Below are 12,799 nucleotides of genomic sequence, written 5' to 3'. Positions count from 1 at the left end.
GATTTTCGTGTAAATCACGTGGAAATTACGTCGATTTTTTAAATAAAAAAACGGCGCCTCATGACTGAAACGCCGTTTCATTCTAACGACAATCCTGACCGGTTACAATGTGACGCCGCTTTTGAAGATCGCTAATTCGCGGAAATCATTGATTTCGTTTTTGGCTTTACGGCCATCCGCGATCGCCACGATCAGATCGACAAACTCACCCAGCAGATGATCCATACTCACATCGTGGATCAGTTGCCCGGCATCGAAATCGATCCAGTGCGGTTTTTTCGCCGCCAGTTCGCTGTTCGTCGCCAGTTTCACCGTCGGGACAAAACCACCATAAGGCGTGCCGCGTCCGGTACTGAACAGCACCATATGACAACCGGCACCCGCCAGCGCGCTGGTGGCAACGGCGTCGTTACCCGGCGCACTCAGTAAGTTCAGGCCCGGCGTGGTCAGGCGCTCGCCGTATTTCAGCACATCCATTACCGGGCTTTGACCGGCTTTCTGCGTGCAGCCCAGCGATTTCTCTTCCAGCGTGGTGATACCACCGGCTTTGTTACCCGGAGACGGGTTTTCGTAAATCGGCTGATTATGCTCGATGAAGTACTGTTTGAAATCGTTCACCATGTGAACCGTTTTCTCAAACGTGCCTTCATCGCGGCAGCGGCTCATCAGAATACGTTCGGCACCAAACATTTCCGGCACTTCGGTCAGTACGGAAGTACCGCCGTTGGCGATTACGTAGTCAGAGAAGCGTCCCAGCAGCGGGTTGGCAGTGATGCCTGACAGGCCATCGGAGCCGCCGCATTCCAGACCAAATTTCAGCTCGCTGAGTTTGCCCGGAACGCGTTTATCGTCACGCATCACGGCATACAGTTCGCGCAGACGTTCCAGTCCGGCTTCCACTTCGTCATCGAATTTTTGCAGCGTCATGAAGCGCACGCGTTCTTCGTCCACTTCGCCCAGCGTTTCACGGAACACGTCCACCTGATTGTTTTCACAACCCAGGCCGATCACCAGCACGGCACCCGCGTTCGGATGACGTACCATGTTTTGCAACATGGTACGGGTGTTTACATGGTCATCACCCAGTTGCGAGCAACCAAACGGGTGTGTGAACAGGTAAACGCCGTCGATGCCTTCAGCGTCATTGGTTTCTTTCAGAAAACGTGACTGGATCTGACGCGCGATACCGTTGACGCAGCCCACGGTCGGGATCAGCCACAGTTCGTTACGGATCCCGACCTGACCGTTATTACGGCGGAAGATCTGCACGTCGCGATCCGCCATCTGTTCCGGCACGGTGGCGAAATCCGGCTGATACTGGTATTCATCCAGATCGCTGAGATTGGTTTTGCCGTTTTGTGAATGGATATGCACACCCGGTTCAATCGCGGCCAGCGCATGGCCAATCGGCAGGCCGTATTTCACAATATTTTCCCCGGCCGCGATCGGTTTCAGGGCAAATTTGTGACCACGTGCCACAGGCTGAGCCAGAACCACGGAATATCCGCCCGCTTCAACCTGTTCGCCCGCCTCAATATCGCGCAAAGCTACAGCGACGTTATCAGCGGTATGAATTTGAATGATACTTTGCATAGTTGCTCTCTTAGCTGTAAGCCGCCAACGCATCACGCATGCCGCGATCTTCAATCGCCTGCAATTGCTCGGTCACTTTCACCGTCAGACCCGGCACGGTATTCAGGTCACGTCCCCAGTGTTCTTCATCTGCCAGCACGGTTTCCACCAGACCGATTAACGGCAGGCTGCCGTTACGTACATCACTCCACAGTCCGGAGAAACGGCTCAGCCAGTGTGCATCGTCCTGAAGCGGATACATCTCACCGTTACGCTCACCCCGGTAAAACGCCAGTAACGCCGCCAGCGCAAAGGTCAGGCGCGGAGGCAGAAGCTGATTCTTTTCCTGGCTCGCCAGCAGCTGCGGCAAAATGCGCGTGCGGTATTTAGTCATACCGTTCAGGGCAATCGACAAAAGCTGATGCTGGATGAACGGATTGCGGAAACGGCTGAGCACAGCCTGGGCAAAGGACGTCAGTTCATCCTGCGGTAAATCCAGCACCGGCGAGATCTCCTCGGCGATGGCCAGTTCGACAAAGCGGCTGATTTGTGGGTCATTCATCGATTCGCCCACAGTATTCAACCCTGCCAGGAATGCCACCGGCACCAGCGCGGTATGTGCGCCATTAAGGATCGCCACTTTGCGTTCTTTATACGGCTTGATGTCGTCGACCAGACGGATATTCAGTGGCAGTTTGTCCAGACGCAGTTCCTGAGCCAGACTTTTCGGCCCCTGAATGACAAACAGATAGAAGTGTTCGGCGCTGTCAAAGAAGCTGTCCTGATAGCCGAGTTCTTCCTGCAGGCTGTCGACTTCGCTGCGCGGATAACCGGTCACAATGCGGTCAACCAGCGTTGAACAGAAAGTATTGCTGTTTTCCAGCCACTGCGTGAATGCCGCCGGCAGTGCCCAAAGTTGTGCGTAACGCAGCACCAGTTCCCGCAATGCTTCGCCGTTGTAGTCGATCAGTTCGCACGGCAGCAGAACCCAGCCTTTATCAGCAGCACCGTCGAAATGGTTAAAACGTTCGAACAGCAAACGGGTCAGTTTGGCCGGGAAGCTGGCCGGAGGCGCATCTTCCAGACGATCGCTCTCGACGAAGCTGATACCGGCTTCAGTAGTATTAGAGAACATAAAGCGAATATTCGGATCGCGGGCCAGCGCCAGATATTCATCAAACTGATGATAGATATTAATTTCGCGGTTAACAGAACGGATGATGCGGGTATCACGCACCGTTTCACCCTGCTCGTTCAGGCCGCTGATGATGGTGGTGTACAGACCATCCTGTGTACTCAGTGAAGGTGGAAAATCAGTATCAATCGGGCGGATAACTACGATACCCGCATCGAGATCGGTATGTTCATTTAGCAGGTCGATTTGCCAGTCAACAAATGCCCGCAGGAAGTTACCTTCACCAAACTGGATTATTTTGTCCGGGTGCTGACGGCCAGGGAAGTCACGGCGATTTAACCTTTGCATCTCACGTTCACCTTAATTTGCTCAGACTCCGGTCTTTGAGGGCGGGATAACGCCCCGTGGCCGTCGTTCATTGTTGGAATAATGATTTGTTATTTCAGTATTTATTATCAGGAGCGCAGGAACCTGCGCTCCTTCAGACGTTTTAGTTCAGTTCAATCTGGAAATATTGTTTCGCGTTATCGAAGCAGATGTTTTTCACCATGTTACCCAGCAGTTCGATATCTGCCGGCGCTTCGCCATCTTCTACCCAGCGGCCAATCATCTGGCACAGGATGCGACGGAAATATTCATGACGCGTGTAAGACAGGAAGCTGCGGCTATCGGTCAGCATGCCGACAAAGCGGCTCAGCAAGCCCAGATTGGCAAGCTGTGTCATCTGACGTTGCATGCCGTCTTTCTGGTCGTTAAACCACCAGCCGGAACCGAACTGCATTTTGCCCGGCATCCCTTCACCCTGGAAGTTACCGACCATAGTGCCGATCACTTCGTTATCACGCGGGTTCAGGCAGTACAGAATGGTTTTTGGCAGACCACCGGCCAGACCCTGTGCGCCCAGCAGTTTTGACAGCGGTTCTGCCAGCGGCTGGTCGTTAATAGAGTCGAAACCAACATCTGCGCCAATCAGCTGGAACATACGGGTGTTGTTATTGCGCAGCGCGCCAATGTGGTACTGCTGTACCCATTCACGACGCTGATATTCAGAAGCCAGATACAACAAAACGCCGGTTTTGAACTGGGCAATTTCCTGCGTAGTTGGCGTTTCGCCGTTCAGACGACGGGACAGAATGCCGTCCAGCGTTGCGTCATCCGCTTCGCCGTAAACCACGACGTCAAGCGCATGGTCAGACACTTTGCAACCGTGCGCGGCAAAGTGATCCATACGTTTTTTCAGGGCATCACGCAGATCGCTGAAGCGGGTGATGGACACGTCCGACGCGGCTTCCAGCTTCTTCATATAATCCACGAAAGTCACGGCTTCAATGTTGAACGCTTTGTCCGGGCGCCAGCTTGGCAGCACTTTGATATCAAAACTGCCGTCCTGAGCAACGGCTTTATGATGCTCAAGGGAGTCGATCGGGTCGTCAGTGGTGCCGACCATTTTCACGTTCATCTGTTTCATGATGCCGCGGGCAGAGAAGTTATCCTGCGCCAGCAATTCGTTACCGCGTTCCCAGATTTCGCCTGCTGTAGATGGAGAAAGCAGTTTGCCGGTGATACCGAACGGACGGCGTAACTCGAGGTGCGTCCAGTGGTAAAGCGGGTTACCGATAGTGTGAGGAACCGTTGCCGCCCAAGCGTCAAACTTCTCGCGGTCGCTGGCATCGCCGGTACACATACGCTCAGGCACACCGTTGGTACGCATCGCGCGCCATTTGTAGTGATCGCCTTTCAGCCAAATGTCATACAGGTTTTTGAATTTGTAGTCCTGCGCAATCAGCTCAGGCGGCAAATGGCAGTGGTAGTCAAAAATTGGCTCATCTTTCGCGTAGTCGTGATACAGGCGACGTGCGAATTCTGTGTCGAGAAGGAAGTCTTCCGTTAAAAACTGCGCCATCTTAGGTTCCTCATCATGAATTCTGTAGAGTTATCACTCAATGGTGCGAAGTTATCACACCAATTTAGATTGTCGTCCAGCTCTTTTTAGGGGTATGCACCCGCAGAAACCGACGATCCAGGCCCGAAAATACACACTAACTCTCTGTTAAATAATAACGTTGAGGCTTTAATACTCTGGCTCTTATTATCCTCACAATCACAGTGTGATTTTGTGATGTCACTCAAACTTTAAATCTGTATGACAAGTTAATTCGTACCAAATGTGACAAAACGGCTTTGACACCTTTTTGCGCCTTTCCCGTTTTCTGCCTGCGCGTTGCACCATCCTGCCAGCCTGCTGCACAGGCCTTTTTGATTGAACTTCTTATCTGAAAGACACTTTATCAGTCAATTCAGGGCAAATGATCTTGTTCATTAACTGTTCACATTAGATGTAATTATTTCGTAAAGTTGTCACACCAATTACGTTTCTATAATTCTTTCATCTTTGTTAATTCGCCAATGAAAAGTGTGAACCACGTCAAGAAAAATACAACTTTCATTGTAAAATCAAGTAAATAACCGTGAAGTTAAAAAACTTAAGCAACCACACAATTTAAATGTGGTTTTGTGATGTCATTCAAATTTTAAATCTGTATGACAAGTTATCTTTGCTTCGCCCGGACAAGAGCTTCAGAGATTACCTGCCACGTCCTTTCGCTGTTGCCCGGGCAAATCACTTCCCGGGCTCAATCAGACCATGGCGAAGCATTCATTCTGGTGTCCAGGACGTTCATCGGATCAATACGCACAAATAACAATAACGCAGTGCGTACAAGCATCGGGCAGCTCCCAGTGAAATTCTCTGGCGGCGTGATACCCGGAAAACGTTAAGGAAAGCCAGAACCCACGCTTACTGAGGTGGTGCGAAATACGCCCTGACAGCCTGTCGCTGTCATCGCCGGATTATTTACTGGGAGAGAGTTAAATGGCTAAGATTAAAGGGTTACGCTGGTACATGATCGCGCTGGTTACATGCGGCACGGTCCTGGGTTATCTGACACGTAACGCCATTGCCGCCGCAGCGCCAACGCTGATGAGCCAGTTGAACATCAGCACACAGCAATATTCTTATATTATCGCCGCCTATTCCGCCTGCTATACCCTGATGCAGCCGGTGGCCGGTTATGTGCTTGACGTGATGGGCACCAAAGTCGGTTACGCGATGTTTGCCATTATGTGGGCCGTCTTCTGTATGGCGACTGCACTGGCCAGCAGCTGGGGTGGTCTGGCTATCGCCCGCGGCGCTGTCGGTATGGCTGAAGCCGCGATGATCCCTGCAGGGCTGAAAGCCAGCAGCGAATGGTTCCCGGCTAAAGAACGTTCTATTGCCGTCGGTTACTTCAACGTCGGTTCTTCTATCGGCGGGATGATTGCGCCACCCCTGGTGGTCTGGTGCATCGTGATGCACAGCTGGCAGCTAGCCTTCATCATTACCGGTGCATTAAGCATGGTCTGGGCTTTGAGCTGGCTGGTGTTCTACAAGCATCCTAAAGATCAGAAAAAACTCAGCCCTGAAGAACGTGAGTACATTCTGGAAGGTCAGGAAGCACAGCATCAGACTGACAACGGCAAAAAAATGTCTGCCTGGCAGATCCTGCGTAACCGCCAGTTCTGGGGTATCGCGCTGCCACGTTTCCTGGCTGAACCTGCCTGGGGGACATTCAACGCCTGGATCCCGCTGTTCATGTTCAAAGTGTATGGTTTTAACCTGAAAGAAATCGCGATGTTTGCCTGGATGCCGATGCTGTTCGCTGACCTCGGCTGTATCCTCGGCGGTTATCTGCCACCGTTATTCCAGAAGTACTTCAAAGTGAACCTGATCGTTTCCCGTAAAATGGTCGTGACCATGGGTGCGGTTCTGATGATTGGCCCTGGCATGATTGGCCTGTTTACCAGCCCGTACGCCGCTATCGCCTTACTGTGTGTCGGTGGCTTTGCTCACCAGTCTCTGTCCGGTGCGCTGATCACCTTGTCTTCTGACGTGTTCGGTCGTAACGAAGTGGCGACAGCCAACGGTCTGACCGGTATGGCAGCCTGGATGGCAAGTACCATGTTCGCCCTGGTGGTGGGTGCACTGGCCGATACCATTGGTTTCAGCCCGCTGTTTGCAGCTCTTGCGGTCTTCGACCTGCTGGGTGCCATCATCATCTGGACCGTTCTGCAAAACCGGTCCGCAGCAGAAGTGGCTCCGGCTGCGCTTAAAACCGCAAAAGCCTGATCACCAGCACGAAAGCCCGGTAATTCTTTTACCGGGCTTTGCTGTTTTCTGACATTTCTCCAAAACCTTTCTGTCCAATGCACGGTGCAACAGCCTTTCGTAAATCGTATACTGCTACTTGTATAATAAGTTCACAGGTCTGTCCGACACTTACTTCTTACAGGTTTCACTACTTTAAAGAGCACTCATATGGAATCCACAGACACCAGACGCCTTTACCAACAACTGGCCGCCACGCTCAAGGAACGGATCGAAACGGGTTTGTACCCGGTTGGCGAGAAGTTACCGGCCGAACGTCTGATTTCCGATGAAATGGATGTCAGCCGCACCGTGGTGCGTGAAGCGATTATCATGCTCGAAGTGGAAGGTTACGTGGAAGTGCGAAAAGGGTCGGGCATTCATGTCATGTCCAACCAGCAGCGCCATCTTGTCGTGCCCGATTGTGGAAGTGAGTTTGGAACCTCCGGTCCGTTTGAACTTTTACAGGCACGTCAGCTGATTGAAAGTAACATCGCTGAATTCGCTGCGACCCAGGTGACGAAGCAGGACATCATGCGTCTGATGGAAATTCAGGAACATGCACGACAGGAAGATCGTTTTCGTGATTCTGAGTGGGATTTGAAATTCCACGTGCAGGTTGCACAGGCGACGCAAAACAGCGCCCTGGCGACCATTGTTGAGAAGATGTGGAGTCAGCGGTTGCACAACCCTTACTGGCGCAAACTGCATGAGCATATCGATGAGAAATCGATTGAAAGCTGGTGTGAGGATCATGACCTGATCCTCAAAGCCCTGATCCGCCGTGATCCGCACGCCGCAAAACTGGCAATGTGGCAGCATCTGGAAAACACCAAACAAATGCTTTTCCGCGCGACCAGTGATGATTTTGAGTTCAATGTAGACCGTTATCTTTACTCAGAAAACCCGGTTGTTCATCTCGAGCCCCCTTTACTCAACACCAAATAATTCCCTTTAAGGCAGGTTAATCCCCCCAACCTGCCGTTTTACTCTCTCTGCGCTCTCCCCCGTTGAACCTGTCAGGCACTGTCGAGTAGTGTCAGCCAATGTAAAACCCTTTCCCAAACGCGCTTCAGACTTAAATGATCGGTCTCAACGCGCTATATTTACCTGTCTGAGTTATTGGTATTTTGTTACAGTTAGACCACTTTTTTTACCCGTTTGATGCGCGTTTCAGAAAGCAAAATGGCGCGTAAATACAATGGGATCAGAAATAACAGCATCAGAAACAACGGTTTCAGAAACAAAGAACCGGCCACGGACTTGGCTACCTAATCAGCCCCGCAGGCAGCGTCGAGACAATTTCTCCGCTGATGCTTTTGCTGACTCACTGAAAATGATGGAGTTTCACAAGACAGATGGAAATTATCAGCGCGCTCATCGATGCCCTCTGGCAACAAGATTATAAAACTCTCGCGGACCCTTCACTGGTCTGGGCACTGTACCTGATTTTATTCATGATCATTTTTTTGGAAAACGGGCTGCTTCCTGCGGCTTTTTTGCCCGGCGACAGCCTCCTGATCCTGGTGGGTGTATTGATTGCCAAAGACGCCATGAATTTCCCGCTCACGATTTTCCTGCTCACCAATGCCGCCAGTCTGGGTTGCTGGCTCAGTTACGCACAGGGAAAATGGCTGGGAAATACGCGAATAGTTCAAAGCTGGCTGGCACATCTTCCCGTGCATTACCATGAACGCGCACATGCCCTTTTCCATAAACACGGCCTTTCGGCGCTGTTAGTTGGCCGTTTTCTGGCATTTGTCCGCACACTCCTGCCAACGATTGCCGGTCTGTCAGGCCTGAGCAACAGCCGTTTTCAGTTTTTCAACTGGGTCAGCGGACTGTTGTGGATCCTGATCCTGACGTCGCTGGGGTATTTCCTCGGCAAAACTCCGCTGTTCCTCAAGTATGAGGATCAGGTCATGAACTGCCTGATGCTGCTGCCGTTGCTGTTATTAATCGGCGGTCTGGTGGGGTCAATCGTGGTGTTGTGGCGGAAAAAACATGCTGATCGCCAGAACAAAGGTAAAAGCACATCATGAGTCAGAGGCTGAAAAGCCGGTCATTTTTCTGGCCGGGAATGCTCATGTTAGTGGCGATCGTGGCCATGTTCGGGCTGGCATTATCGCGCCTGCCGGTTCCTGCCAGCGCGTTGCAAATCCGTCCCGCCAGAACCGGGACGTCGCTGCCTGACGGTTTTTATGTTTACCAGAGTCTCAGTCAGCGCGGCATCCATATCAAAAGCATCACCCCGCTCAATGACGGGCTGGTGGTTCAGCTGGATTCTGCATCTCAGCGCGAACTGGCAGAAGAAGCCCTGCAGGACATTCTGCCGCCAGGATTTATGATTCAGTTCTACGAACCGCCAACCGAAAAAGCGTGGCTCCAGAAACTGGACCGCGACCGTTTGAAGTTTGGATAATCTTCTTAGCGTTTCAGGGAAGATTCATCCGATATCACCGTTCATTCAGCGGTGATATCATTTAAAGCGAGTTATCCACTCGACTAATTATTTAGGGAATTAAGTGCCACACTCACTTAACCATCAAAAGGAAGCCACAAGATGAAACTGACGTTAACTGCCCTTGTTTTAGCCCCGGCCCTGCTGTTCACCACGGTCAGCTTTGCGGCCTCTCAGCCTGAAAGCTGTGTGACCAAGCAAAACGAAATCCAGAAACAAATCGACGAAGCCCGTGCGCACAAGAATCAGAACCGTGTAGACGGACTGGAAAAAGCGCTGCGCGAGAATAAAGCGCATTGTACCGATGCCGGTTTAAAAGCCGAAAAGCAGAAAAATATTGAAGAAAAACATGAAAAAGTCGCGGAACGTGAGCAAGAGCTGAAAGAAGCTCAGGCCAAAGGCGACCATGACAAAGTGATCAAAAAGCAGCAGAAACTGGATGAAGCAAAGTCTGAACTGAAAGAAGCTGAAGGCAAGTAATTCTCTCTGCCAGAGTCGATTTCCGGAGTTAGGTTTACCGCGATATAGCGGATTTTTCAGGGTTTCTGTGGGTCTTAACAGATTATTCGCATTTGCGATCACCTGAATATCCGCTATGTTAAAAGTTCGAATCAGTTAACGTATGGAGTGACTTACACATGGCTAGTAATACATCAGAACAACTGCGCGCTGAACTCAAGTCATTGGCAGACACCCTGGAAGAAGTTCTCCAGACCTCTACCGATAAGCCGAAAGCTGAACTCGATAAACTGCGTGGCAAAGCAGAATCCCTGCTCAAAGATACCCGCGAACGTCTGAGCGATACGGGCGATAAGATTGCCTATCAGACTAAAGAAATTGCCGGCAAAGCCGACGATTACGTACATGATAAACCCTGGACTGGCGTCGGTATTGGTGCCGCAGTCGGCGTTATTATCGGCGTTTTGTTAGCCCGCCGCTAATTATGGCAGAGCCAATCAAACCTGCACCACAAGGACCGGGTAAAGGGCTGTTTGACATCGTTTCCCGCATCGCCACTGTCGTGGTGAGCATTGTTGAAACGCGTGTCAGACTGGCCGTTGTTGAGCTGGAAGAGGAAAAGGCCAATATTTTCCAATTGCTGCTCATGGCCGGTATTACCCTGATATTTACCGCTTTTGGTCTTATGAGTTTGCTGGTGGTTCTCTTCTGGGCCATCGATCCGGCCTATCGTCTGACCGCGATAGCGACGACAACCGGCGTATTGCTGCTTCTGGCAGTGATCCTTGGCGCAATGACGCTGGCGAAAGCCAAACGTTCCACCCTGCTCAGCCTCACCCGCAAGCAGCTGGACGTCGACCGCGCCCTGCTGGAAAAGGATGACGAGCAATGAGTATTCCGGACCGCGCTATCGAAAAAGTCAGGCTGCTGCGCAAAATTGAGCGTCAGCGTGGCGAGCTTTCTCAGGCCGGTTCTGACTGGCTGGAGGCTACCGCGAAAATCGATCATTACTGGGTAAAACTGGTGGATATGCGTAAGTATCTGGTCGTGGGCTCAAGCCTGCTGGCAGTTTACGGTATCCGTCATCCTAGTGCGGTCGTCCGCTGGTCACGGCGTGCTTTTGGTATCTGGGGAACCGTCAGGTTGTTTCGTAAAACCATCGGCAACAAATAGCCTCAACCTCCTCCTGTTAAAAGGGCTGATTGGAAATAATCAGCCCTTTTCTTTTTGAATAACAATCCCTCCGCTGTTCAATTAATTTGAAGCATTCCAACAGTTTTACTTGCTAACAAAGCGCAACCATCCGACTTATTATCTCGTCATCAACTGATGCGGTAACGGCATGAAACATTTTCTGACCGGGCCGGTAACACTTTTAGCCCCCTTTGGGCATATCAATCTGGAGTAGAAAATGACTAAGTTACAAGACACCGCTTTGCTGGTTGCCCGTATTCTGATGCCAATCCTGTTTATCGTTGCAGGCTGGGGCAAAATTAACGGCTACACCGCGACGGCCGGTTACATGACCTCTATGGGCGTGCCGAGCTTCTTCCTGCCACTGACTATCCTGTTAGAATTTGGCGGCGGTCTGGCAATTCTGTTTGGTTTCTTCACCCGTACTACCGCGCTGATCACTGCAATCTTTACCATTCTGACTGCGCTTATCTTCCACACTGATTTCGCACAGGGCGTGAACCAGATGATGTTCATGAAAAACCTGTCCATCGCAGGTGGTTTCTTCGTTCTGTTCGCATCCGGCCCGGGCGCATTCAGCATCGACCGCCTGATCAAGAAAAACTGGTAATTGCCCCGGCACCAGGGAGCAGCAACCAAGCTATAATTAAATAAGACAAAAAATAACCTGCAGGGCGATGTGATTTATCACCTCGCCCTTTTTTATGACTTATCTGTACATCTCCCCTGAATCATTCGGGTTGCATCAAGGCGCCCTGAAGGATGACGGGAAAGGAGGAAGCATGGGACAACTCGTCAATGGCGTTTGGCAGGACACCTGGTACGACACCAAATCGACCGGGGGTCATTTCAAACGTTCAGCAGCACAGTTTCGTAACTGGGTAACGCCCGATGGTACGCCGGGCGAACACGGCGTGGGTGGATTTACCGCAGAGCGCGACCGCTACCATTTGTATGTTTCACTGGCCTGCCCGTGGGCGCACCGCACATTGTTGATGCGTACGCTGAAAGGACTGGAAGATATCATTCCGGTTTCTGTCGTTCATCCGCTGATGCTCGAGCATGGCTGGACTTTCGGTACTGATTTCCCGGCGGCAACCGGCGACGATTTGTATCATTTCAATTACGCGTATGAAATCTATCTGCGGGCGCAGTACGATTACACCGGCCGCGTCACCGTGCCTATTCTGTGGGATAAAAAACAGCAAACCATCGTCAGCAATGAGTCCGCCGATATCATCCGCATGTTTAACAGCGCGTTTGATGCCGTGGGTGCAAAAGCCGGGGATTATTATCCGCCGTCATTACGTCCGGCGATTGATGAGGTTAATGAGTGGGTGTATCCGCAGATCAACAATGGCGTTTATAAGGCTGGTTTTGCCACGTCTCAGGGCGCTTATGATGAAGCGGTTGACGGTGTTTTCGCGGCGCTGGACCGTGCCGAGGAACTGCTGAGCAAGCACCGTTATCTGACGGGTAACCAGCTGACCGAAGCCGATCTGCGTCTGTGGACTACGCTGGTGCGGTTTGATCCGGTGTACGTCACGCACTTCAAGTGCGACCGTCACCGCATCAGCGATTACCCGAATCTGTACGGTTTCCTGCGCGATATCTACCAGATGCCGGGCATTCGTGACACGGTGGATTTTGCCCATATCCGTAATCACTATTACCGCAGCCACGCGACCATCAATCCTTACGGGATTATTTCGACCGGACCGGCACAGGATTTAGAGTCTGAGCACGGCCGCGATACGCGTTTCTAATCGGTTTCACGCCTTCCCCAGGTAAAAAG

General features: G+C 51.4%; 13 protein-coding genes. 10 read left to right on the top strand and 3 right to left on the bottom strand.

Features of this window, described 5'->3' with window-relative positions:
* Positions 1-102: 102 nt before the first annotated feature.
* The 3 genes from D6C13_RS04550 to uxaC all read right to left on the bottom strand — a co-directional run bounded on the left by D6C13_RS04550 (position 103) and on the right by uxaC (position 4,610).
* Complete coding sequence (locus D6C13_RS04550; protein ID WP_120131634.1) at positions 103-1,593, bottom strand: UxaA family hydrolase; 1,491 nt, start codon at positions 1,591-1,593, stop codon at positions 103-105.
* 10 nt (positions 1,594-1,603) lie between these two features.
* Positions 1,604-3,055: a tagaturonate reductase gene (locus D6C13_RS04545; RefSeq protein ID WP_120131633.1), complete on the bottom strand. Its 1,452-nt coding sequence runs from the start codon at positions 3,053-3,055 to the stop codon at positions 1,604-1,606.
* Between the two features lie 142 nt (positions 3,056-3,197).
* Positions 3,198-4,610, bottom strand: a complete 1,413-nt coding sequence (uxaC, locus tag D6C13_RS04540; RefSeq protein WP_120131632.1) for a glucuronate isomerase — start codon at positions 4,608-4,610, stop codon at positions 3,198-3,200.
* A 969-nt stretch (positions 4,611-5,579) separates the two neighbouring features.
* Between uxaC and D6C13_RS04535 the strand changes: the two genes are divergently transcribed.
* The 10 genes from D6C13_RS04535 to D6C13_RS04490 all read left to right on the top strand — a co-directional run bounded on the left by D6C13_RS04535 (position 5,580) and on the right by D6C13_RS04490 (position 12,770).
* Positions 5,580-6,872, top strand: coding sequence for an MFS transporter (locus D6C13_RS04535; RefSeq protein WP_120131631.1), 1,293 nt, complete (start codon positions 5,580-5,582; stop codon positions 6,870-6,872).
* A gap of 189 nt (positions 6,873-7,061) precedes the next feature.
* On the top strand, positions 7,062-7,838 hold the full coding sequence (gene exuR / locus D6C13_RS04530; RefSeq protein WP_120131630.1) for a transcriptional regulator ExuR: 777 nt from the start codon (positions 7,062-7,064) through the stop codon (positions 7,836-7,838).
* A gap of 410 nt (positions 7,839-8,248) precedes the next feature.
* Entirely contained in the window at positions 8,249-8,932 is a 684-nt protein-coding gene (locus D6C13_RS04525; RefSeq protein WP_120131629.1) for a DedA family protein, read from the top strand.
* A complete protein-coding gene (gene mzrA / locus D6C13_RS04520) occupies positions 8,929-9,312 on the top strand; it encodes an EnvZ/OmpR regulon moderator MzrA (protein ID WP_120131628.1) in 384 nt (127 codons plus the stop codon). Before D6C13_RS04525 ends, mzrA begins: the two co-directional genes overlap by 4 nt.
* A 141-nt stretch (positions 9,313-9,453) precedes the next feature.
* Complete coding sequence (locus D6C13_RS04515) at positions 9,454-9,831, top strand: DUF1090 domain-containing protein (RefSeq protein WP_120131627.1); 378 nt, start codon at positions 9,454-9,456, stop codon at positions 9,829-9,831.
* 158 nt (positions 9,832-9,989) lie between these two features.
* Positions 9,990-10,292, top strand: a complete 303-nt coding sequence (locus D6C13_RS04510) for an ElaB/YgaM/YqjD family protein (RefSeq protein ID WP_120131626.1) — start codon at positions 9,990-9,992, stop codon at positions 10,290-10,292.
* A 2-nt stretch (positions 10,293-10,294) separates the two neighbouring features.
* Positions 10,295-10,702: a phage holin family protein gene (locus D6C13_RS04505; protein WP_120131625.1), complete on the top strand. Its 408-nt coding sequence runs from the start codon at positions 10,295-10,297 to the stop codon at positions 10,700-10,702.
* Positions 10,699-10,983, top strand: a complete 285-nt coding sequence (locus tag D6C13_RS04500) for a YqjK-like family protein (protein ID WP_120131624.1) — start codon at positions 10,699-10,701, stop codon at positions 10,981-10,983. The genes D6C13_RS04505 and D6C13_RS04500 overlap by 4 nt, the downstream gene beginning before the upstream one ends.
* 238 nt (positions 10,984-11,221) lie before the next feature.
* Positions 11,222-11,614: a DoxX family protein gene (locus D6C13_RS04495; RefSeq protein WP_101074992.1), complete on the top strand. Its 393-nt coding sequence runs from the start codon at positions 11,222-11,224 to the stop codon at positions 11,612-11,614.
* A gap of 172 nt (positions 11,615-11,786) precedes the next feature.
* Positions 11,787-12,770 (top strand): glutathione S-transferase family protein, encoded by a 984-nt coding sequence (locus D6C13_RS04490; RefSeq protein WP_120131623.1) that lies wholly within the window; start codon positions 11,787-11,789, stop codon positions 12,768-12,770.
* Positions 12,771-12,799: the final 29 nt, after the last annotated feature.

This window comes from Rahnella woolbedingensis, assembly GCF_003602095.1.
Lineage (GTDB): Bacteria > Pseudomonadota > Gammaproteobacteria > Enterobacterales > Enterobacteriaceae > Rahnella > Rahnella woolbedingensis.
Note: the sequence above shows the minus strand (reverse complement) of the source record. Positions and strands in the feature narration are given on the sequence as shown.